Genomic DNA, 22,921 nt, shown 5'->3' on the forward strand with positions numbered 1-22,921 from the left:
CCATACTTTTCATCCTGAAACTAGAATATCATGGTAAGCTATTATAGACTAGTCTTTCTATAAGAATTATTAAAATTGGGAAAAAAATAATAGCGTTTCTTCATAAAAAAACCCGGCAAAACGCCGGGTTTTTTCCTGCTATTCTTCCTGATCGGATGATCCTGGCTTTTTCTGCCATGCGTCCATGTTTCGCAGCCCTGGAATGCTGTTATTATAAAAGACCGGATCATGCCCCAGTCTCCGCTGGCTCTGGTAATCTTCAAGGGCGGCCACAGCGGTTTTCGTTAATAAAGCAACGGCAATTAAGTTGACAAGGGCCATGGAGCCCATGAAAATATCAGCAAGCGCCCAAATCAGGTCAAGCTGACTGATGGAACCGATTATTACCATGATGAGAAAGGCTACCCGGAATATTTGAATGTATACGGGATTCTCGGAAATAAATTCAATATTATTGGCACCGTAATAGTAGTTGCCCAATAAAGAACTAAACGCGAAAAAGAAAATAGCAAGCGAAACAAAGGTTTGCGCCCAGCCGCCAAGGTGCGTATCAAGGGCAAGTTGTGTTAATTGAATGCCATCCGTCTCATTAGAAGTATGAACACCAGCCAGGATAATAATGAAGGCAGTAGAGCTGCAGATAATCAGGGTATCTGTAAAAACCCCGAGTGTCTGAACGAGTCCCTGCTTCACCGGGTGACTCACGTGAGCGGTAGCAGCGGCGTTTGGTGCACTACCCATACCAGCTTCGTTGGAGAATAAGCCACGCTGTACGCCGTTCATAATGGCAGCACCTAAACCACCGCCGGCAATTTCGCGGATGCCAAACGCATTGGTGAAGATGAGGGAAATAACCTCCGGAAGCATCCCTATATTAATTATCATAATAATCAAGGAAACAATAATGTAGATAATAGCGAAAAAGGGCACAATAAATTCGGTGACGACGGCAATACGACGAATTCCCCCGTAAATAATAATACCGATCATAATCGCGATCGCTAAACCGACCCAGTATCCTTCTATGCCATAGGCTCCTGTAAAGGCCTGAGAAATCGTGTTGGACTGAACTCCGTTAAAAATAAGACCAAAACATAACATAATAAGGATGGCGAATAGTATCCCCATCCAGCGCATGCCCAACGCTTTCTCCATATAATACGCCGGCCCGCCGCGATAACCGTTATCCACCTTTACTTTATACATTTGCGCCAATGTGCTTTCCACAAACCCGGTGGCAGCCCCAAATAATGCGATAACCCACATCCAGAAAACGGCTCCCGGACCTCCGGCCGTGATAGCGAGCGCCACTCCGGCCAGGTTGCCTGTTCCTACTCTGGCTGCTGTACTGATGGTGAATGCCTGAAACGGGGTGGTCCCCTTTTTTTCTTTAAAAACAGATCGGTTTGTCCCTCGAAATAAGAGAGTAATCATTTCTTTTAACATAGTAAATTGAACGAAACGAGTTTTAATAGTAAAGAATAATCCTAAAAATAATAATAATCCGATAAGTAGATACGTCCACAAGATAGTATTGCTGACTTCTACAGCTCCTCCAAGCCACGTATCCATGGTAAGCCAATCTTCCATATGCTCACTCTCCTGCCTTTTTATTGGATTAAAATAATATATATGTAAAATAATACATGTCCATACCCTATCCTACAACATCGTACATATCTTTTACATAACCTTCCTGTTAAACGGTTAAACTAAACTTGAAATTTTTAAAGGAGGCATGCATAAAATGGCTAAACCAGATGATCGTTCCAATAACGCGGAACGAATTGAAAATGCAATCGGACATACGCTGCAAAACAGAAATGAAGCGCGGGATTTTGAAAAAGCTCATGCGGAAGAATTAAGTGAGGAAGAAAAACAGCAAATTGAAGAAAAAAATGAACGCCGGGAAGAGAGCATTGAAGGTATGCGTGAAGAGATCAAAGACGAAGTCGAAGACAACCAATAGCGAAAAAAGCGCGGCCCTTACCAACAGAGCCGCGCTTTTTTTAGTAAGATACCAAATCAGTGGTTAATCCATTAGCAGGAAGAAAAGGGGAAGCGTGTCCCCTTCTTATACGTTTTGTTCCAGTATTTGAGTAATGACAGCTGCGACACCGTCATCTGCATTAGATGGCGCCGTGATGCTGCACTGGCGTTTAATTTCGTCTCTGGCGTTTCCCATAGCTGCACTGCAGCCTACAGCATTCATCATCGATAAATCATTAAAACTGTCGCCAATCGCGGCAGTATCCTCTAAAGAAATACCCTCCATATCTGCGAGATACTTCAGCATCTGACCTTTGGAAGCGTGGAGATGCTCCAGTTCAAAATTGTGATCCCCCGACGAAACGAGGGTGAGCTGTTCCTCGCGTTGAAATTGAGCCCACCCCCTGTCACGTTTTTCTTTCAGAAAGGAGAAAGCAAGAATATTATAAATTTCCACCTCCTCCTTTTTTATGTCGGCAGCCGAAGAGATGAATGCATAGCCGGATTGGTTAAACTGCCGCTTGGAGGCTCTCTCCAAGGCTTTTCTGTCTGTTTCGGGATTGGCTGACTCAAGACGGTCCAGCTCGATCGATAATAAATCCCGTCCGTGGTGAGGCGTGAAGATTGCTCTATTGGTAAATACTTCATAATAATACTCATTTTCTTCCAGCCAGGCAAGGATATCATAGGCCTGATGCTCAGCCATTGGTACGGAAAGCTGCCGCCTGCCTTCTTTATCATGAAAGGTTGCTCCGTTGGCCCCAATAATAGGTAAAGCCAGCCCAGCTTCTTCGAGAAACGTCTGGGCATCAAAATGGGCCCTCCCCGTAGCAATGACAACTTTTATCCCCTGGCTTTGTGCTTCCTGAATGGCCTGCCTGTTTTTACGGGAGACAATCTGCTCCGGATTTAGCAGGGTTCCGTCCATATCAATTGCTATTAGTTTCATATACTCACCTTCTCCCATATTTCTTCTTTTATTTTAAGACATCCTAAGTAATAACTCAATTACTTGTAAGCGTTATTAAGGCAAAAAAATATAACATATTCTGAAACGTTACTGGTATGAAATCGTTACATACTATAGAATTTTTATAGGAGGTGTATGATCTTGGAAATAATTCAGGATATTTTTGGTTTAGTTATGACAGGAATTGTTCTTTTTGTACTATTGATTGCAGCAATCATTGGGTACATTATATTTAAGCGGAGCTACAAAACGGCAAAATCCAATGAAGCACTCATTATTACTGGAAAAAGACTTGGCAGTGATGAAAATGTGTTCACCGATGAAACGAACGGCCGCCGCTTGAAAGTGGTCCGGGGCGGGGGAGTATTTATCAAACCACTCTTTCAAGTCGCAGAACCTGTGGACCTGACAACATCCCAGCTTATGGTGCAGACCCCGGAAGTCTATACATCCCAGGGGGTGCCGGTTGTTGCGGATGCGGTCGCCATGGTGAAAATCGGGAGTTCGCTTGACCAGATTGCCAACTTTGCCGAACAGTTTTTAGGAAAGAGCAAAGAGGATCGTGATCAGGAAATTGTGGAGGTGCTGGAAGGGCATTTACGCTCGGCCTTGTCTTCCCTGACAGTGGAGGAAATTTATCAGAGCCGGGAACGGTTTAACGAGCAGCTTCAGGAAGTGGCAGAAAAAGATCTGGCAAAAATGGGATTTGAAATAACCTCGTTTGCCTTAAAAGATATTCGTGATGAAAATGGTTATCTGGAAGCGCTGGGCCGTCCACGGATTGCGGAAGCAAAGAAAAATGCGGATATTGCAGAATCTAACGCGGAACGGGAGACAAGAATCCATCAGGCGCAGATGGATAAGGAAGCCGAAGAATCCGAATACCAACATAAAACCGAAATTGCCGAAGCCCGGAAAAACAACGAAATTCAGGAAGCATCCTTTAAACAGGAAAACGAAAAAGCACGGGCCCAGGCGGATCAGGCATATGCCCTGGAAAAAAGTATTACGGACCGCCAGTTAAAAGAGCAGGAAATGGATGTCCGTGCCGTTGAATTGTCCAAACAATCCGAACTGGAAGAAATCGAAATCGAGCGGAAAGAACGGCAGTATGAAGGGGAAGTCAAGAAAAAGGCCGACGCCGAACGCTATGCGTCCCAGCAGCAGGCGGATGCGGAAAAATACCGGGCTATTGCTGAAGCGGAAGCTCATGCGGAGACCGAGCGAAAGCAAGGGGAGGCAGAAGCGCAGGTTATCCGTGAAAAAGGACAAGCGGAAGCAAAAGCGAAAGAACAGATGGCCGAAGCGATGTCTAAATACGGTGAGGCTGCTATCCTGGAAATGATGATCAACATGATGCCGGACTTTGCCAAAGCTGTCTCTGAACCGATGAATAACATAGACAGCGTAAAAGTTATTGATACCGGAAGCGGTAAAGGAGTATCCAATTTGGCCGGCAGTGTCACAAACAATATGGCAGTGATGCAGGATACCTTAAAAGAATCAACCGGGATTGACATGAAAGCGCTGCTTGAAAACTTTGCTGGAAAAGGTACTGCTGCGTCCATTACCCAGGCGGCACAGGCTGCTGAGAATACAAAAGAAGAAAACACCGCTTCTGTGGGAGAAGAAGGTTCTAACGCTGAAGCTGTCCGGCAGGAAACAGAAACGCCGCCGGAAGATGAGGAGAAAAAAGAGGAATAAATGAAAGGAACGGGCATCTGCGGCCCGTTCCTTTTTCAAGAAAGCGGGAAGAGAATGGGCAGTGATCGGACGGTAAAGGACATGAATAAGCCCCGTTATGTTAATCTGTTGAAATATATTGTTTCAGCTTTTCCAGGTGGCTGTAAATGTCTGCTTCCAGGCTGCGGTTGTAGAGAACGGCGGCCGGGTGGTAGAGAGGAAACAGGGTATAGGACGTATCTGTAAATAGGTACATACGTTTCTCCCAACTTTCGAGACGCCGGATGGGGGAAGAGAAGAAAGATCCGGTTACCTCGGCCATCTGCGGCGATTCTCCCAGGAGACGCCAGTAGGCGGTTCGTCCCATCGGTACAAGCAGCTTCGGCCGGGCAGCTTCGATTTCGACATCAAGGATCGGTGCATGGGCAGCGATTTCTTTCTGGTTTGGGGTACGGTTGTATTTTTTTCCGGCATTTTTCCCTTTTCCCCATTTATAGGGGCGGCTGCGGACCGTGCTCGTAATATAAATATCTTCCCGTGTGACATGCAACTGCTCCAGAAAGGCATCAAAGTAACGGCCGGCTCTGCCGCTGAACGGCTTTCCATTATGTATTTCGGTTTCTCCCGGAGCTTCGCCGACAAACATGATCACAGGTCTGGAAGGGCCCTGTCCATAGACAAAGCCTTCACAATCATAAGCCGCGATTCTCTGATTACAGCGTTCGATTAATTCTTCTGAGACCATCATCTGCTCCTTTCACGTCGCAGAGTGTCGTATTGTCTGAAGCAGACGTTCAAATGGCTGGCGGTTTCGTTCTCCATTCTGGTCCAAAAAAGGGCAGCCGTGCAGGGCGGTTCGTTCTAACACATACTCGTGTGTAAAAATCGACCGATCTAAAGAAGGGGAAACTTCGTCCCAAAATAACGGACATGCAATAAGAGGCTCCTCTTTTCCGCGCATGGAATAAGGAGCGATGATCGTCTTGCCTTCAGCGTGCTGGGGGATATCAATGTACAACTTCTGACCGCGGTTCTTTTTCAGGCGTTCTGTCGTAAAAAGCGCTCCATGCTCCGCTGTCAGATAATGCCCAACCGCTTTGGTGAATACCCTCGTGTCCTCCCAGGTAAACGTATTTTCGGGCAGGGGAATATTTACCTGCAGTCCTTTATTACCGGAAAATTTCACAAATGCTTCTATTTCAAAGGAGTCGAGCAATGCTTTTAATGCCAGGGCCCCGTCGACAGCAAGAGGAAAATGCGCCGCATCTGGCGGGTCCAGATCGAAAACGACTTCATCCACCCCATCTGTGGTTACTCGTTTAAAAGGAATATGCCATTCGATGGCAAGCTGATTTGCCAGCCATAAGAGCGTCTCTAGTTTATTACATACAATATAATCAGTATCGTCAAGCGTTTTGGTATCAACAAAGGAAGGAGCGTAAGCCGGACAGTCTTTCTGAAAAAAGCCATCTTCCATCATGCCGTGAGGAAAACGAATGACGGTAAGTGCCCGGTTCTGCAGAAATGGGAGAACATATGGAGCTATCTGCCGCACATACTGCAGAAAATCGAGTTTTTGCAGGCGGGCGTCCGGCCATAATGGTTTTTCTGGATGGGTGATGTCTACGTCTTCCGGGAAACGGAGGGCTTCTGTCTGCCAATTTTCCCAGGTGCAGAAAGAAGGCGGGGTCTGAAACAGAATACGCCTGAAACGAGGTTCCCGCAGTTCTTCTTTTTTTCTCGTCGTATAAGCAGTTTCAACAACGATAGAGGGTTCTATCGTATAAACCTTCAGAGAGGGGTCCCATGTTCCATTCTTTTTAATGGTTTCGACAAGAGCGGACTGCTCTTTGTCTGTTAACCCATGCGCACATTTCCCGATCCCTTTTACTTCCTCTTGTTGAAAAACTCCAAGATGAAAATAATCGTTAGCCGGATCATAAGCGGTGATGAAACAAGTCCCTTTATACGGAGTTTTAAACTTCAGCCAATGACTGGTACGGCCTTTTTCATAGGCAGAATCGATGTGCTTCGCTACAATCCCTTCACTGCAGTATATCCTGGTCTGCTCGATTTTTTTCGGCAGCTCTGCGCAGGCCGGAAGAAATTGAATCCGCTGGTCAGCATGCGGTTCTGGTGTAAGCGGTAGAGCGGCCTGTTTGAAAAGAGATTTCAGCTGGTTTTTTCGTTCTTTCCAGGGCAGGCTTGTGACCGCCTTTCCTTTTATTTGAAGGCAGTCAAACCCCAAAAATGCAGCCGGCCGGGTCTTCGCCAGCTTCTGAATAACAGCATTTCCGCGGCGGCGGAAGCGGCTCTGCAAGGTATAAAAATCAGCTTTCCCCCAGTTTTCAAATACGATAAGCTCTCCGTCCAGGGAAAAGGACGTATCGGAGGAAAAGCAGTCTTCAGCTGATTTTATAATTTCAGGAAATTGTGCATTTAAAGGATGATCATTTTTACTGGTCAGGCGGGCAGTGCTTCCATCCCATTCGAGAAAAGCACGATAGCCGTCGTATTTCAATTCATACATCCATTCCGCCCCTTTTGGGAGGGTATCTGTACGGGAAGGTTTCATAAGGGACGCCTCCTTCTTCATGTTATTTAGTATGAATGAGAATGTATGAAGTCATGCACAATAAGGGAAAAAGGAGGTAGGACGATGCATACGATGTGGAAGGGCAGTATTCAATTTGGTCTTGTCAGCATTCCGATAAAGATGCATGCTGCCACAGAAGATAAAGATGTTTCTTTTCGAAATCTGCACGAAAAGTGCAAAACACCGATAAAATACGAAAAAGTTTGTCCTGTCTGTGAGGAGAAAGTCGAAAAAGAGGATTTAGTCAAAGGCTATGAAACAACAAACGGCAGTTTTGTGGTGGTGAAAAATGAAGAGCTCGAAGAAATTCGTCAGGAAGCAGGGGAAAAAGCGGTAGAAATTCTTGATTTTATCAATATGGATGACATCGATCCGATTTATTTTAACCGGAGTTATTATTTAGGTCCGAACGAAGGGGGGACCAAAGCTTATACGTTACTGCGTAAGGCGCTGCACGATTCAAAAAAAGTAGGAATTGCAAAAATCATGCTCCGTTCGAAAGAACAGTTAGCCGTTCTCCGCATCTATCAAAACACGATCCTTCTGGAAACACTGCATTATCCAGATGAAATCAGAAAATCAGCAGATGTCCCGAATGTTCCGGAAGAAGACAATGTAGAAGAAAAGGAATTAAACACAGCCAAGATGCTGATCGATCAATTAACAGCAGAGTTTGAGCCGGAAAAATATGTGGATGAATACCGTCAGAAGTTATTGGACTTAATTCAAGCGAAGGAAAGAGGAGAAGAAGTAGTTTCTGTTCAGGAAGAACCGCCTAAAGATAACGTGGCTGATCTTATGGAAGCGCTGCAGGCCTCCGTGGATAAAAATAAAAAGAAAAAATCGCCGGCGGGGGCTTCCAAGAAAAAAACATCCCAGAAAAGCGCTGCCCAGCAGACGAAAAAGAAAGCCACCTAATAGTCAAAAAAGGGAGGATGCCCCGTCGATATACATTTCGGTGCCGGATAGGTGATTCGAAGCATCAGATAATAAAAATGCCGCCACATTGGTAATTTTCTCAGGCGGGGCATTCCGTCCTGGAGGCTCTGCTGCTTTTTGATGCCTCGCCCGCAATTCTTGAAGATGCTCCTCATCCGGATAGGTGCGTTCTCCGATGTTTGTTTCAACCCCGCCGGGACAGATCGCATTTACTCTAATATTGTATGGCGCCAGTTCAACGGCGGCCATTTTTGCCAAAGCGGTCTGCCCGGCTTTTGACGTACTATAGGCAGACATCCCCAAACTGGAGAAGGTGCGGTTACCGTTAATAGAACTGGTAATAACGATACTGCCGCCGGATTCTTTCATGGGAGGAATGGCGTATTTTAAAGACAGAAATGTACTTTTAAGATTCACCGCCAGCGTTAGATCCCAGTCCTCTGGAGTTAAATCCTCTATTGGCGCCAACCGCCCGTTCATTCCCGCGTTAGCAAAAACCCCATCTATTTGTCCCCAATGCTCGGCAATACGAGAGAAGCTGTTTTCCATCTGCTCCGGATTTGAAACGTCCGCTGCATAGGAAAACACTGTTCTTCCTTTCGATTGAAGAGATTGTACTACTCCGGAGAGGTCGTCTTTGTCGAGAAGTGCCACTTCTGCTCCAGCCTCAGTAAATTGAATTGCTGCTTCTTTCCCGATTCCGGAAGCCGCCCCGGTAATAACAATTTTTTGTTGAAAAGAGAATACATGCTGTATTTCCTCCTTTTGTTTTAAAAAGATAAACACAAGAACTAATGCCGCTGCATTGCATAATGATAGGTTTCGATGTAACGTAAAAAGTGGCTTTTGAAATCAGACAGAGGGGGAACTGGTTATGGATGATCGTTTATTTAAGACGGCGATGAGTAAATTTGCGACAGGGGTGACTATCGTAACAACAGAAGTCAAAGGGGACCTCCATGGGATGACAGCTAATGCGTTTATGTCTGTCTCTCTCGATCCGAAGCTGGTATTAATTTCAGTCGCAAAGCACGCCAATTCTCATGATATTATTAAACAGACCGGTGTTTTTGCCGTAAATATTTTAAAAGAGAGTCAAAAAGAGCTGTCTCAATATTTTGCCAATCAATTAAAAGAAGATATAGATATTCCCCTGGACCGATTTGAAGAACAACCGATAATTGATGGAGCCCTTGTAAACATTGCCTGCACGCTCTATGACAGCCATGAAGCGGGGGATCATACCCTTTTTATCGGCCGTGTGGAGAATTTAATGGTGCAGGATGAAGAACCGCTGTTGTATTTTGAAGGCAGCTATAAACAATGTAAATAACCCTAAAAAGCTTCGCAGGAGCCTGCTGTTCTCTCCTGCGAAGCTTTTCTTATTCCAGTGTCCTGTTTGTTTCATCTACATCAAAAGGGGCGTCTGGTTCAGGGCTTTCCCCTGCTTCCAGAATACCATCCCCGCCGCAAACGCTGCAGGAATACTTCCATTGTTCATCATCCATCAACAAACCAGAGCCGTCACAGGCTTTACAAACATTTTCATGGATGTTCATCGTGGATCCCGCTCCTTTTCGGAGAATATTAAGCTTTGTCTTTTTGTCTGTCTTTGACCCAATTGATCAGGCCGCCTGTTAACATGATGTCCACCTGGCGCTCGGATAATGCATGATGAACCCGGATTTCTTTATTTTTATCTTTAACATGTGCTGTTAATTTATGGCTGTTTTTAATGGCCTCCCGTATATTCTTCAATTCAAGAATATCGCCGGATTCGATATCGTCATAGTCCTTATTATCGGCAAACGTAAGGGGAAGAATGCCAAAGTTGATTAAATTCTGCAGATGAATTCTGGCAAAGTCTTTCACAATGACGACCCGCAGTCCCAGGTAACGGGGCGCAAGAGCAGCATGTTCCCTGCTTGAGCCCTGGCCGTAGTTGGTACCGCCGACAATGGCATGTCCGGTTTTTTCCCGGATATCCATGGAACGGCTGTAATAATCTTCATCAAGAATTTCGAAGGCAAATTTACTGATTTCCGGGAGGTTGCTTCGGTACGGAAGCACCCGCGCTCCGCCTGCCAGAATTTCGTCGGTGGAGAAATTGTCGCCGACTTTCAAGAGAACCGGAACGTTCAGTTCGTCCGGAAGCGGCTCCATATATGGAATGGAAGCAATATTCGGTCCTTTGTGAAGGTCTGTTTTCTTTGCTTCTTCCAGAGACAGCGGTTCTTCCAGGAGCCTGAAATCCACCGTTGGCTGATCTGGTTCTGTCAGCTTTGGATATTCCATATCCAGTTTGCGGGGATCTGTGATTTGCCCGTATAAAGCGGATGCGGCCGCTACCTCAGGCCCGCAAAGAAAGACACTGTCTTCTTTTGTCCCGGAACGTCCCGGGAAGTTCCGCGGGGTGGTGCGCAGACTGTTTCTTCCGGAAGCGGGAGCCTGTCCCATGCCGATACAGCCGTTACAGCCTGCCTGGTGCAGCCGTGCTCCGGAGGACAACAGACTTGCGATATGGCCGTTCTGAACAAGGTCGGTAAGCATCTGCCGGGACGTTGGATTAATGTCGTACGAGACGCCGCTTGCGATCTGTTTCCCTTTCACGATTTCAGCCGCCATAGCAAAATCTTTATACCCGGGGTTGGCGGAAGATCCGACATAGGATTGATAAATCGATTCCCCTTCGACCTCGGTCACAGGGACAACGTTGCCTGGACTGGATGGTTTAGCGATCATGGGAACTAACGTGGATAAGTCAATTTCTTCATCTATATCATAGGACGCTCCATCGTCTGCTTTTAGTTCCCGCCAATCTTCTTCACGTCCCTGCGATTTTAAGAAACGCTTCACTTCTTCGTCCGAAGGAAATACAGTGGCTGTGGCACCGAGTTCAGCTCCCATGTTGGCAATGACGTGCCGGTCCATCGCACTTAACTGTTCCAGTCCGGGGCCGTAATACTCAATAATTTTTCCGACACCGCCTTTTACATCGTGACGGCGCAGTAGTTCGAGAATAATATCCTTGGCCCCGACCCAGTCCGGCAGCTTGCCTGTTAACTTTACTCCCCAGATCTGAGGCATCTTCACAAAATAGGGTTCGCCCGCTATCGCCATTGCCACATCAATGCCGCCGGCTCCCATGGCGAGCATCCCCATACAGCCGTTGGCACAGGTGTGACTGTCGGATCCAAGCAGTGTTTTTCCGGGGACGGCCAGCCGCTGCATGTGTACGGGGTGGCTGACGCCGTTTCCAGGCCGGCTGAAATGCAGGCCGAATCGTTTAGCTGCACTTTCCAGAAATAAGTGATCGTCTGGGTTTTTACTGTCTTCCTGAATCACATTATGATCTACATATTGGGCAGAAGCTTCAGTTTTGGCGCGTTCCATTTCCATCGCTTCGAGTTCAAGCATAACCATCGTGCCGGTGGCATCTTGCGTTAATGTCTGATCTATGGACAGCGAAATTTCTTCCCCGGGGATCAATTCACCGGAGGAAAGGTGCTCTTTTATCAGTTTTTGGGCAGTATTATAAGCCATAAGTAAACGGACCTCCTTTGATTTTTTTAGTATAAATCTGTTGTTTTAATATATACCTTTTATAAAGAAAAACTAAACAAAGAGAGTATCTGACAAGCCAAACGAACAAAGAAATGATATAATAAACCAGTGAAACGAAACGGGTCGGTATGACGTAAAAAAGATACTTGCTTATTTAATGGAAAAAAAGAGGAGGAAGCAGATTTGGGTAAACGAATTTTGCTATTTATTATAACCAACATTCTTATCATTACGACGATTACCATCGTCTTCAGCATTCTTGGGATGTTTGGTATTAATCTGCCGAGCCTTGGAGCGACAGCTGCAGGCAACATAGATTATGTGGCTCTTTTGATATTCAGCGCTGTTATCGGTTTTGGCGGAGCTTTTATCTCTCTTGGGATTTCGCGTATCATTGCAAAAAAATTAATGGGTGTGCAGGTTATTGACCCCGGCGCAAGCACCGGCATGGAAAAAGAGCTGGTGGAACGAGTTCACCGTCTGGCCCGCAGTGCCGGCATGATGCATATGCCGGAAGTGGGAATTTACAATTCTAGAGAAGTGAATGCCTTTGCTACCGGTCCGACGAAGAAACGTTCATTAGTTGCCGTATCAAGCGGGCTGTTAAATTCGATGGATGATGATGCGGTAGAAGGCGTCCTGGCTCATGAGGTGGCCCACGTAGCAAACGGGGATATGGTTACGATGACGCTTCTGCAGGGAGTGGTGAACACCTTTGTTGTCTTCCTTTCCCGTATTGTGGCCTCTGTCGTGTCCCGTTTTGTCCAGAATGATGCCATGCGGATGATTGTTCATTTTGCCGCTATTATTGTATTTCAAATTCTGTTTTCTATTCTTGGCAGTCTTGTGGTCAATGCGTATTCGCGTTACCGTGAATTTCATGCGGATAAAGGCGGAGCGGACCTTGCCGGAAAAGATAAAATGAAGAGTGCTCTTCAGGCACTGCAGGCCCGCTCCAATATGGTGGATAACAGCCAGACTTCTATGCAGACACTGAAAATCAATAATAAAGCCACGATGGCAAGCCTGTTTTCTTCCCATCCTCCATTGGAAGAGCGGATCCGCCGGCTCGAAGAAAAGTAGTTTTAACGCGGCTGAATAGCAAAGAGGCATCCTCTATCAAGCGATGTTCCCGCGGGAAAACCAGGGTCCGGCTGCTGTTTGTGCATATGAGATCCGCCGACAGTAGCGGAGGATACGAATCAACAGAATAAGGCTTTTATTGATCTCCAAAGAAGCTTTTGAACCTATTATAAAAGAGAAAAAAAGAAGGAGCGGCCTCCAAGCGTATTTGGAGGCCGTTGGCATGAAGTAGGAACGACCTGTGGGCCTCCAACTCCCAATGGAGCCTTTTAGGACAAAATAAATTCCCTGGACGGTCCTTTATTATTTCCCCAAATTGTCTTAGGGGGCGACTGCCCTTCTGCTAAAAATTCTAAATATTATGATTTTTTAACCTTGTTCCAGTACCTGTTCAACCAGAAGTTTTGACAAAAAATAAAAACAGGATTGGGTTCTTTGGACAGGTTTTTTTCTCATATATTGAAAGGGATACAGAACAGAAAGGGAGGGACAGCATGAATAAAAACTGGGAGGGCGTGGCAGAAGAAGAACACTTATTTTGGCTGCAGGTGTTAGGGGACCATTCACGCTTCATCCATGATACCCTTGCTCCATCAGAAACAGAGTATATTGAAGCGGCGCAGGCATTTATCACTCTTTTTGACCAATTACTGGAAGAAGCAAGAACATCCTATGATATGGGAGGACTCACAAGGAGGGCGGAGGAAGCAGCAAAGGACATTCGTTTTTTTAAGTTACAGATCATTCAGCGCCAATTGACTGGAAAAATAAAAATTGAATTAACTCCGACTTTCATTAATCATATGGTAAACGAAGTAGAGGAGTATTTACGGATTCTCTCCTATCTGGTCGAACAGGAAATTCCACCTGTCTGTCACCCGCTTCATTATCATTTGGTGTGGTTGATTGATGCTGCCGGTCATGCAGATGCCATTACCGGATCGCTGGATAAAGTGGAGCACGAATTAAAAGAAAAGTCGAGAAGGTTTACCGATGACTTTGATCACTTTTACTTAAAAGCGGTGGAAATGGCTGGCTACCTGCGGGCAAATGTCGAAACATTCCCCGCTCTGCAGCGCATGAATAGTCAAGTGAAACTGGAAATGGATATTTTCCGCTGTTTTCTGGAAGAACTGGAGGAGATGGGATTGACAAAAGAGATGCTGGGGACGCTTACCCCATTGATGGCGGACCATATGTCACGCGAAGAATGTTATTACTTATGGAAACTGGCAGAATCAACTGAAACCGAAGAGCCTTCCTGTAATCCGGCAAAACCCAGGGTGGATGCCTGAACCTTTCCCGGCTGCTTTCCAGGCGCCGGGTTATTTTTATGCATCACTCTTTTACCAGGTTGAATTAGTGGCGCTTATAAACAGAAGTGTTTTATACTGGAAAAGACATAGAAAAATAGAATCGAGGGAAACGTATGGGAGAGAACCAACAGGGGCGGGGAGTTCTGGCTGCGATGCTTGCCTATGTAAGCTGGGGCTTTTTACCGTTATACTGGAAGCTGGTCGGAAATGTCCCGGCAGAAGAAGTTCTGGCCCACCGGATTGTATGGTCGCTTGTTTTTATGCTGGTAGTGCTGCTGGCGGCTCGCAAGTTTAAAGGGGTCTGGAAAGAAATAAAAACCACGTTTGCTTCCAGAAAATCCGGTCTGGCTATTACCACTGCCGCTGTTTTGATCAGTGTAAACTGGTTTATTTTTATTTTTGCGGTAAACAGTGACCGCGTCATTGAAGCAAGCCTTGGTTATTATATTAATCCACTAATAAATGTAATCCTGGCGACGATATTCTTAAAAGAAAAGCTGTCGAAAGCGGAAGTGCTGGCATTTTTGCTGGCGGCAGCAGGGGTGGCCATATTAACATTTTATTATGGATATCTGCCTTGGGCCGCGTTAGGTCTTGCGTTAAGTTTTGGACTGTATGGATTGATTAAAAAGACAACCCCGGTAGGAGCATGGGCAGGTTTAACAATAGAAACGATGTTAATGACCCCGTTTGCTTTGCTGTTTTTGGTATTCGCCGTGGAGAGCAGCGGTATTTTCATCTATTCTTCGTCCATCATCTTCCTTTTGTTCGGAGCCGGGGCGGCCACAGCGATACCGCTGTTGTTATTTGCGGCCGGCGCAAAACGAATAACGTTGTCCACGATGGGATTTCTACAGTATTTTGCTCCGACGATTATGCTGCTTCTCGGCGTGTTTTTATTCGAAGAACCTTTCAGCCGCCAGCAGTTTCTCTCTTTTATTATCGTCTGGACAGGCCTTATCATCTTCACTGTATCCCGCTCCAATACCACATGGCGGAACCGAAAACGAAAAACAGCCCGGAAACAGGCTGTGTAACCATGGAGTCTGGGACAAAACATTATCAAGGACAAAAAATCCGAACGATTTTTTCCATAAATCGTTCGGGTTTTTGTGTATTGTTTTATCGCTGCGTCAAAATAGGTCGCTTTCCGCGGGCACGGCTCGAGCCTCCTCGGAAGAAAGCCACTTCCTGCGGGGTCTCGAGACTCGTGCTTTTCCCGCAGGAGTCGACCTATTTTGACTCCGCTGAATGGACGTTCTTGTTATATAAACTGGCCCAACCTCCCTCTCTATTGAGCCGAGGCCGGCCACGGAGACTCCTATGGGACGAAGACGAACTGAAGATTCACTTGGTAATGCGATCTTCTTTACCAAGTGAGCTGGAAAGCGCAGTGACCGGGTGCAGCGATCCCATCGTCATTGTTTTGTTCGGGTTTTCGGCCGGCACCTATCCTTCTGTCCCGGTCTCTTTTTTGGAATATAAGAAATTTACCTTTGCTTTGGCTGCTTCCCGAGATCCGTGTGAAATCGGCATCATTGAAAGTTTTATGACTAAATTGTGTTGATTTTGAAACAGTCTGGTGAGATTTATATGACAAATGAACGGTCAAACCCGCTGAGCGCGGTGGATTTGCTAAGATGGAAGTAACATTTTGAGCGAACGCTTGAAAGTTTTTTCAGAAAGGAGTGGAAGGCCTTGAAATATAGATGGGGAAAGTACGTTGCGCTGCTGGCAGCAGCTTTGCTCCTAATGATAGGAAGCGGCTGTTCTGATATGACGGTTCTTGATCCGAAAGGGCCGGTCGGGGAGAGTCAGCGGGATCTTATTGTCTTTTCCATCATTATGATGCTGTTTATTGTTGCTGTGGTGATGGTCGCATTAACATATATACTTGTTAAATTCAGGGAACGTCCAGACCGGGGAGATAAAGACTATGACCCCGATCATGAAGGAAATACGAAACTTGAAATTATTTGGACGGTGGTACCGCTTATTATTGTGACGGCTCTTTCTGTGCCAACCGTTATTACCATTTTTCAACTGGAAGAGCCTCCGGAATCATCCAGTGATAAGGAACCCCTGGTAGTACATGCCACAGCAGCCGACTGGAAGTGGTTTTTCAGTTATCCGGAACAGGATATTGAAACGGTGAATTATTTGCATATTCCAACGGACCGGGCGATTGAGTTCCGTCTTTCTTCTGCAGATTCGATGGCCTCGTTGTGGATCCCGGCTCTTGGCGGACAGAAATATAATATGGCCGGTATGGAAACCAAGCTGTATCTGCAGGCAGATGAAGCAGGTACGTATCAAGGCAGGAACTCCAATTTTACAGGCACCGGGTTTGCGGAGCAGACGTTTGATGTCCACGCTGAACCTGCCGAAGAATTTGAAAGCTGGGTGGAGGAAACGCAGCAGAACGCGCCGGAATTAACCCAGAGTGAATATGATAAGCTGCTGGCTCCCGGTCTGCTGGAAGAGATGGAGTTTTCTTCTACTCACCTCGAATATGTCGATCACGGAGAAATGGATGGCAGTGATTATTTAATTGAACGTCATCAAGAAGCGTTTGAAGAACTTCCGCACCTGGAAGGTGGAAGAGGGGTCGGCGATGAATAATCGATGCACAGGGAAAGCGGGTGAAATAACGTGTTAGATTTTCTGTTGAATGAGTTTCTTGTAACGGGGGATCCATTAATATATGGCGCGATGGTTTCTATGGTCCTCGTTTCCATCGCCATTGTGTATGTTCTTACCTATTTTAAGAAGTGGGGCTACTTGTGGCGTGAATGGCTGACCACGGTAGACCATAAAAAAATCGGTATTATGTATATTATTGCCGCGATAGCGATGCTGTTCCGGGGCGGGGTCGACGCCCTGCTTATGAGAACGCAGCTCACGCTTCCCGGTATGGAATTTCTAAATTCCCAGCACTATAACGAAATATTTACAACGCACGGCACAATTATGATTATTTTCATGGCGATGCCTTTTCTGATCGGATTGATGAACTTTGTCGTACCGCTGCAGATCGGGGCAAGAGACGTGGCGTTTCCTTTTCTGAACGCTGTCAGTTTCTGGTCGTTTGCAATTGGAGCGCTGCTTTTCAACCTGTCCTTCGTTATAGGGGGTTCCCCGGATGCTGGATGGACCAACTATGCCCCGATGGCTGGTCCGAACCTAAATCCCGGGCCGAATATTAATTATTATCTGATCGGACTTCAAATATCAGGAATTGGTACACTTGCGACAGGGATTAACTTCCTAGCAACCATCTTGAAAATGCGTGCCCCGGGAATGACGTTGATGAGGATGCCGATATTTACATGGTCCTCTTTGATCACGTCGCTTATTATCACCTTTGCCTTTCCGATATTGACGGTTGCTTTGGCGTTGATGACGATTGATCGTATCTTCGGCTCCCAGTTTTTCACGTTGACGGGCGACGGCATGCCTATGATGTGGGCGAACCTTTTCTGGCTCTGGGGGCATCCTGAAGTGTATATTGTTATTCTTCCGGCCTTTGGTATCTTTTCGGAAGTGATCTCGACCTTTGCTCGTAAACAGTTGTTCGGCTATAAAGCAATGGTGTGGTCGATGGTTATTATCGCCGGTCTCAGTTTCGTTGTATGGGTCCACCATTTCTTTACAATGGGAGCCGGTGCGGGTGTCAATTCGTTCTTTTCGATCACGACGATGCTGATCTCAGTCCCGACAGGTGTCAAGATTTTCAACTGGCTTGGGACGATGTATAAAGGAAAAATACGGTTCGATACACCGATGCTGTGGGCCCTGGGCTTTATCCCTTGTTTTGTGCTCGGCGGGGTAACTGGTGTTATGCTTGCAATGGCGGCGGCGGACTATCAGTACCATAATACGTACTTTCTGGTTGCCCACTTTCATAATGTGTTGATCGCCGGAACGGTATTCGGCTGTTTCGCAGGTCTGACCTTCTGGTATCCTAAAATGTTCGGTCACAAAATGAATGAAACGCTTGGCAAAATCAGTTTCTGGTTCTTTCTCATCGGATTTAATGTGTGCTTTTTGCCGATGTATTTCCTCGGATTTGCGGGCATGCCGCGTCGGACTTATTCTATCGAACCGGAATGGATGCCTCTGAATGTTGTATCTTCTGTAGGGGCGGTGCTGATGGCAGTCGGGTTTGCTGTATTTGTTTACAATATTTATTACAGCTTCCGCTACAGCCCTCGGGAAACACAAGGAGATGCCTGGGACGGGCGTGCCCTGGAATGGGCAACGACCACACCGGTGCCATTTTATAATTTTGCAACGGTGCCGAAAGTGGAAGGACCGGAAGCCTACTGGTTAATGAAACAGAAAGGCAAAACCACGTACGATAAGAATAACCTGGAGCCGATTCATATGCCGAGCGATTCGGGTGTTCCGTTTATTATGATGGCCTTTATGTTTGTGGCCGGCTTCGGGCTGGTCTGGGAATGGATGATTGTGGCCATTGCCGGATTGATCGGAGTACTTGCCTGTATGTTCATTCGTTCCTTTGATTACGATCATGGCTTTCATGTATCTGTGGAAGAGATTAAAGAAACGGAAGAAAAAGCAAGGAGGGAAGAAAAATGAGTGCCGAATCAGATTTAACGACAGGTCCCCTTGAATACCGCTCGCATGAAGACCGCATGACAATTCTGGGTTTCTGGATATTTCTAGGGGCGGAAATTGCATTGTTTTCCACCCTGTTTGCGACGTATGCCGTCATGTTCGGCCGCACTGCTAAAGCGCCGTCTCCAGCGGAACTGTTCGAACTTCCGATGGTACTTATCATGACCTTCCTGCTTTTAACGAGCAGTTTTACCTGCGGTATTGCCATTCATGAAATGCGGCGCGGCTCTTTAAAAGGCCTTTTAACTTGGCTGGCAGTGACGCTCCTGCTTGGCCTGGGGTTTCTTGGATTTGAAATATATGAATTTGTTCACTATGCCCACGAAGGAGCGACCCTCCCTTCCAGCGCTTTCTGGTCGAGCTTTTTTGTCTTGACCGGAACTCACGGTCTGCACGTTCTGCTGGGTATTTCCTGGGCATCCCTTTTGATTGTGCAGCTTCGCCGGCGCGGCCTAACACAGGTCACCTCGAGAAAAATGTTCGTCGTTGGTTTATACTGGCACTTTTTGGACGTCATTTGGATTTTCATTTTTACAAGTGTTTATTTGATAGGGATGGTGGTTTAAATGAGCGGACACAGCGAAGGCTTCCCTAAAAAACACATCGTCGGTTTTCTTGGTTCGATGGTTCTAACGATTGCTGCAGCATGGGCGGCTGTCGGCTCGGGGCTGCCCACACCATGGATTATTGCTTCGATTATGGTGATGGCTGTCATACAAGCCGGGATTCAGTTATTTATGTTTATGCATATGACAGAAACCGAAAGCGGCGGTATTCAGGTCGGAAATATGCTTCATGCCTTTTTTATCGCGGCTATTATAATCGCCGGATCGATCTGGACCATGTCCTTTGGATATGCGCATAATCACGACGACGGCGGAAGCGGAGAGATGGAAATGGAAAATCACCAGGACATGGAGGAATAACACAAAGAAAGCACTCCAAGCCCAAGGCAGGGAGTGCTTTCTTTATGCACAGGATGAAGTTTTTTAACCACAACCCATAACGAGACAAAAGCGGGATCAACAGCACAGAGCTTTGGGAAGATCCCCAAGCTCTTTTTTCTTAGCGTGTACTGGAACGGAAGCGGGGAACCCACTCCTTTGTTTTCATATCCTTGATAAAGGAAATAAGAAACATAATTAAGGCTACATCTGCGAGAAGCAGACTGCCGTAAAACGCAATAACCGATGTTGGAGCATTTAATACAGTAATTGATGTGAAATGACTTAAAAAATAATCCCACATGCCAAGCATCAAGGCACCTTGAAGAATAGCAAGCACCCACTTGCTGCGCCGCGCAAAAAACAGTGGAGCGATGGTAGCAAAAGCCATAAATAGAATTAACACATCCATACATAACACCTCTTTTAGCAACCGCTTTCATGATTTGTTACTTATATTGTAACAAATAATTCACAAAAAAGACATAATTACGGCAGAAAAATATTTGTCAAACCTAATGAAAAATTTCCTATAAATTAAGACAACGCTTTAAATTAATGTTAGAATTTTCAATATAAATAAACCTTTAGGTGGTGTAATAATGGCATCATTACAATCCAGGTCTGCGAAAAAATTACTAAAAAAAGCAAAAACAAGGGCGAAAGATCTAAAGAAAATGATTGAACGAGGGGATTTGAAGGAAGAACCTCAACGAATCAGACAAAAGCTTGATGATTTTCTGGAAAGTGATGAATATCTCCTTATTGTTGATAAAGACGGCTGGAGCCATTTACATACGAATCGATTAAGAGAGGGCCATCCATTTAAGGATGAAGTAGGAACGAAAGCAGCTAAAACAACAGAACCGTTGTTGCAGCTGTACCCAAGAAATACAGGTGAAATGTTGATTGATGCCTCTGCTCCGATTGGCACAGATCCAGAAGGAGAAGGGTATAATCTGAGGGTTGGAAAGATTGTTCAAAATAAATTACTGGGACCTGTTATTTTCAGTTCCATGCTATTACCTGTCCTGCTTCTTAGTATTCTGCAGATCATTCTGCCGGGAGGAAGAGAACTGATTTGGCAAAGTCTGGTAGCACTAGGCGCAGCAGGGTTGGCTGGTTTTTCATTGTACCGGATGTTAACGAAGGCGGTGAAGGATTGGTACAGAGTCACAAGGGCTGTCTCGGCAGGAAATTTGACCAAAGAGGTGGAGAATCATTCCCGAAGCCAGTTCCACCAAATAGGATTTGAAATAAATAAAGTTGTTTTAGGAATGCGTAACATTATCGATGAGATGAACAAGGCAGCTTCGTCTGTGCAGAACATCAGCCAAACACAGGAAAAGGAAACCGAGGATATGTCTTCGGCTTTTGAACAGTTTGCGGCAACGATGCAGCAGTTTCAATCCGGAGCTGAAAACCAGATGTCATCTCTGCAGTCGGCTCAAAGCATGATTGAAGATATGATGGATGACGTGACTTCCATGAAAACAGAAACGGAAGATACACTGCAGCATGCAGAACAATCGAATACAGAGGCGGAAAAAGGAAAGGAAGCTATTGATGAAGCAGAAGAAAATATGAAACAGATGCAGGAATCGGTGGGAGCATCTACGGAGAAAATCAAAGCTGTGGCCGGAGATGCCGAAGAAGTAATGAAAAAAGTCGGCTCCATCACTGAAATCGCGGAGCAGACTAATTTACTGGCGTTAAACGCATCAATTGAAGCAGCAAGAGCGGGGGAGAGTGGAAAAGGATTCTCGGTAGTTGCTACAGAAGTCAGAAAGCTTGCTGAAAATACAAATGAATTTGCTTTCGACATTATGGAAACGCTTTCAAAAACAACTCAGGAATTAAAAGAAGCGGTTTCCAGAGTAGATGCCAGCATGGAAATTATTGATAAAGGGGGGGCAGTGGTTCATCAAGCTGGTGAGGCAATCCACAGTCTGCAGGTGTCTTCCGAAAGGACAAATAAATCAGTGGAAGATATTTTGCACCGGGCTGATCGTTTGATGAAAAATGGAAAACAGGTAAATCAGTCTATCACAGCTATTAACCGGATTTCAGAAGAATTTACGGATTCTGTAGTTGAGAATGTTGCCAGTATGGAGCAGCAGACCACAGCCTTGCAGGAAATGAAAGGGGAGGCAGCGTCCTTATCTGCAAAAGCCAATCAATTAAATACACTGGTCAGCCGCTTTCAGTGGAAACAAAAGGGGTGATCACGGAAGTTCAAGGACTTTCTCTGCCGTCTTTTGATCTGTAATAAGGATGTTTGCATAACCACCCTGAAGCGCTCCGCGGACAGCCCGGTGTTTCCTATGGCCGCCGGCCACGAGAATAGAGGAGTCCTTCTTTTTTAAATCATGAAGCTCAATGCCGATGGTTCTTTCATTCAATTCCTGATGGCATATATCTCCGCTGTCATCGAAAAAACGGGAACAAATTTCGCCGGCTGCTTCATTATCCAGCTTCTCCAATTCTTCTTTTGTGAAGTAATCGGTCTGCATAAGAACAGAATCAATGGTGGGGGCACCAACACTGAAAATGGCTTTATTAGCCTCCTCTCCTTTCTGCAGGATCTGTTGGATATGCCGGTCGGTCTCAATAGCATGTTTCACTGATACATGATCTACGATGGCCGGCAGGGGCAGGAGCCAATTATCCGTTTGAAAGGCACTGCCGAGTAAATGAATAATTTCGGTGGCATAGGTTTGGCTTCCGGAATGGCTGGCTCCACCGTTTAATTGGACAATTTCAAGGTTAGGCAGAGCACGCGGCTGTACTCGTCTGGCAGCTTCATACAATGTGGTGCCCCAGGAAGCGGCAAGAATGTCTTTGTTTTCAATATGCTGATCAATAAATGCTGCTGCGGCCTCTCCCAATTTTTCTTTTAAGGTATGTTCCTCTTCATCGGCATGGACGATGATAACGTTTTGAAGTCCAAAACGATGCTTGAGTGCTGCCGTTTGCTGTTCGATTTGTTCAGAGGGGTCATGGATAGTGACTTCCACGATCCCTTCCTGTTTTGCTTTTTTTAATATCCGGGAGACCGTCGGCCGTGACATTTTCAATTTTTTGGCAATTTCTTGCTGACTGTAATCATACTCATAATACATACGTGCGGCGTCTATCATTTTTGTGAGCTGATCCATTCCTATGTTCCTCCTGGTTTCTTCGCTACTTCCCTATT

At 45.8% G+C, this 22,921-nt stretch carries 22 protein-coding genes; 13 read left to right on the forward strand and 9 right to left on the reverse strand.

All coding sequences use genetic code 11. From position 1 onward, the window contains the following. Positions 1 to 138 precede the first annotated feature (138 nt). Positions 139 to 1,590: an alanine/glycine:cation symporter family protein gene (locus G475_RS0110250; RefSeq protein WP_407636199.1), complete on the reverse strand. Its 1,452-nt coding sequence runs from the start codon at positions 1,588 to 1,590 to the stop codon at positions 139 to 141. Positions 1,591 to 1,747: 157 nt separating this feature from the next. Between G475_RS0110250 and tlp the strand changes: the two genes are divergently transcribed. Continuing rightward, positions 1,748 to 1,969 (forward strand): small acid-soluble spore protein Tlp, encoded by a 222-nt coding sequence (gene tlp, locus G475_RS0110255; RefSeq protein ID WP_026701225.1) that lies wholly within the window; start codon positions 1,748 to 1,750, stop codon positions 1,967 to 1,969. A gap of 105 nt (positions 1,970 to 2,074) precedes the next feature. On the opposite strand, the gene G475_RS0110260 is transcribed toward tlp, so the two are convergent. Then, positions 2,075 to 2,938 carry a Cof-type HAD-IIB family hydrolase gene (locus G475_RS0110260; RefSeq protein ID WP_026701226.1) on the reverse strand — a complete coding sequence of 288 codons (864 nt, stop codon included), beginning with the start codon at positions 2,936 to 2,938 and terminating at the stop codon, positions 2,075 to 2,077. Between the two features lie 156 nt (positions 2,939 to 3,094). On the opposite strand from G475_RS0110260, the gene G475_RS24705 reads away from it, so the two are divergent. Then, positions 3,095 to 4,663 (forward strand): flotillin family protein, encoded by a 1,569-nt coding sequence (locus tag G475_RS24705; RefSeq protein ID WP_156911671.1) that lies wholly within the window; start codon positions 3,095 to 3,097, stop codon positions 4,661 to 4,663. A 100-nt stretch (positions 4,664 to 4,763) separates the two neighbouring features. Here the strand turns inward: G475_RS24705 and G475_RS0110270 are convergent, their stop codons facing one another. Then, on the reverse strand, positions 4,764 to 5,390 hold the full coding sequence (locus G475_RS0110270; protein ID WP_026701227.1) for a uracil-DNA glycosylase: 627 nt from the start codon (positions 5,388 to 5,390) through the stop codon (positions 4,764 to 4,766). Between the two features lie 9 nt (positions 5,391 to 5,399). After that, positions 5,400 to 7,217 (reverse strand): DNA ligase D, encoded by a 1,818-nt coding sequence (gene ligD / locus G475_RS0110275; RefSeq protein ID WP_051302394.1) that lies wholly within the window; start codon positions 7,215 to 7,217, stop codon positions 5,400 to 5,402. Between the two features lie 84 nt (positions 7,218 to 7,301). Between ligD and ku the strand changes: the two genes are divergently transcribed. After that, positions 7,302 to 8,156, forward strand: a complete 855-nt coding sequence (gene ku, locus G475_RS0110280; protein WP_026701229.1) for a non-homologous end joining protein Ku — start codon at positions 7,302 to 7,304, stop codon at positions 8,154 to 8,156. 3 nt (positions 8,157 to 8,159) lie between these two features. On the opposite strand, the gene G475_RS0110285 is transcribed toward ku, so the two are convergent. Further along, on the reverse strand, positions 8,160 to 8,963 hold the full coding sequence (locus G475_RS0110285; RefSeq protein ID WP_324603213.1) for an SDR family NAD(P)-dependent oxidoreductase: 804 nt from the start codon (positions 8,961 to 8,963) through the stop codon (positions 8,160 to 8,162). An 88-nt stretch (positions 8,964 to 9,051) separates the two neighbouring features. Between G475_RS0110285 and G475_RS0110290 the strand changes: the two genes are divergently transcribed. Beyond that, positions 9,052 to 9,510 carry a flavin reductase family protein gene (locus G475_RS0110290; RefSeq protein WP_026701231.1) on the forward strand — a complete coding sequence of 153 codons (459 nt, stop codon included), beginning with the start codon at positions 9,052 to 9,054 and terminating at the stop codon, positions 9,508 to 9,510. Between the two features lie 49 nt (positions 9,511 to 9,559). Here G475_RS0110290 and G475_RS27535 read toward each other — a convergent pair whose 3' ends face one another. Continuing rightward, positions 9,560 to 9,736, reverse strand: a complete 177-nt coding sequence (locus G475_RS27535; protein ID WP_169728521.1) for a hypothetical protein — start codon at positions 9,734 to 9,736, stop codon at positions 9,560 to 9,562. A gap of 28 nt (positions 9,737 to 9,764) precedes the next feature. Further along, on the reverse strand, positions 9,765 to 11,720 hold the full coding sequence (locus G475_RS0110300) for an aconitate hydratase (protein WP_026701232.1): 1,956 nt from the start codon (positions 11,718 to 11,720) through the stop codon (positions 9,765 to 9,767). 204 nt (positions 11,721 to 11,924) lie between these two features. On the opposite strand from G475_RS0110300, the gene htpX reads away from it, so the two are divergent. From htpX to qoxD, 8 genes are all read left to right on the forward strand, one after another. Continuing rightward, the gene (htpX, locus tag G475_RS0110305; RefSeq protein ID WP_026701233.1) at positions 11,925 to 12,824 is read left to right on the forward strand and encodes a protease HtpX; all 900 of its coding nucleotides are present in this window, start codon (positions 11,925 to 11,927) and stop codon (positions 12,822 to 12,824) included. Positions 12,825 to 13,318: 494 nt separating this feature from the next. Continuing rightward, complete coding sequence (locus G475_RS0110310) at positions 13,319 to 14,119, forward strand: DUF2935 domain-containing protein (RefSeq protein WP_026701234.1); 801 nt, start codon at positions 13,319 to 13,321, stop codon at positions 14,117 to 14,119. A gap of 134 nt (positions 14,120 to 14,253) precedes the next feature. Further along, the gene (gene rarD / locus G475_RS0110315) at positions 14,254 to 15,177 is read left to right on the forward strand and encodes an EamA family transporter RarD (RefSeq protein ID WP_026701235.1); all 924 of its coding nucleotides are present in this window, start codon (positions 14,254 to 14,256) and stop codon (positions 15,175 to 15,177) included. Between the two features lie 320 nt (positions 15,178 to 15,497). Further along, the gene (locus G475_RS0110320; RefSeq protein ID WP_026701236.1) at positions 15,498 to 15,707 is read left to right on the forward strand and encodes a hypothetical protein; all 210 of its coding nucleotides are present in this window, start codon (positions 15,498 to 15,500) and stop codon (positions 15,705 to 15,707) included. Positions 15,708 to 15,892: 185 nt separating this feature from the next. Beyond that, positions 15,893 to 16,762 carry a cytochrome aa3 quinol oxidase subunit II gene (gene qoxA / locus G475_RS0110325; protein WP_084414088.1) on the forward strand — a complete coding sequence of 290 codons (870 nt, stop codon included), beginning with the start codon at positions 15,893 to 15,895 and terminating at the stop codon, positions 16,760 to 16,762. 90 nt (positions 16,763 to 16,852) lie between these two features. Further along, positions 16,853 to 18,742 (forward strand): cytochrome aa3 quinol oxidase subunit I, encoded by a 1,890-nt coding sequence (gene qoxB, locus G475_RS0110330; RefSeq protein WP_051302415.1) that lies wholly within the window; start codon positions 16,853 to 16,855, stop codon positions 18,740 to 18,742. Beyond that, a complete protein-coding gene (gene qoxC / locus G475_RS0110335; protein ID WP_026701239.1) occupies positions 18,739 to 19,347 on the forward strand; it encodes a cytochrome aa3 quinol oxidase subunit III in 609 nt (202 codons plus the stop codon). The genes qoxB and qoxC overlap by 4 nt, the downstream gene beginning before the upstream one ends. Further along, a complete protein-coding gene (qoxD, locus tag G475_RS0110340) occupies positions 19,348 to 19,707 on the forward strand; it encodes a cytochrome aa3 quinol oxidase subunit IV (RefSeq protein WP_026701240.1) in 360 nt (119 codons plus the stop codon). A gap of 139 nt (positions 19,708 to 19,846) precedes the next feature. On the opposite strand, the gene G475_RS0110345 is transcribed toward qoxD, so the two are convergent. Continuing rightward, entirely contained in the window at positions 19,847 to 20,137 is a 291-nt protein-coding gene (locus tag G475_RS0110345; protein WP_026701241.1) for a hypothetical protein, read from the reverse strand. A gap of 190 nt (positions 20,138 to 20,327) precedes the next feature. Here G475_RS0110345 and G475_RS0110350 point away from each other — a divergent pair, with 190 nt between their 5' ends. Further along, positions 20,328 to 21,950, forward strand: a complete 1,623-nt coding sequence (locus G475_RS0110350) for a methyl-accepting chemotaxis protein (protein WP_035710856.1) — start codon at positions 20,328 to 20,330, stop codon at positions 21,948 to 21,950. Here the strand turns inward: G475_RS0110350 and G475_RS0110355 are convergent, their stop codons facing one another. After that, positions 21,951 to 22,883: a sugar-binding transcriptional regulator gene (locus G475_RS0110355; RefSeq protein WP_035710857.1), complete on the reverse strand. Its 933-nt coding sequence runs from the start codon at positions 22,881 to 22,883 to the stop codon at positions 21,951 to 21,953. Positions 22,884 to 22,921 lie beyond the last annotated feature (38 nt).

This window comes from Salibacterium aidingense DSM 18341 (assembly GCF_000429685.1).
Taxonomy (GTDB): Bacteria; Bacillota; Bacilli; order Bacillales; family Marinococcaceae; genus Salibacterium; species Salibacterium aidingense.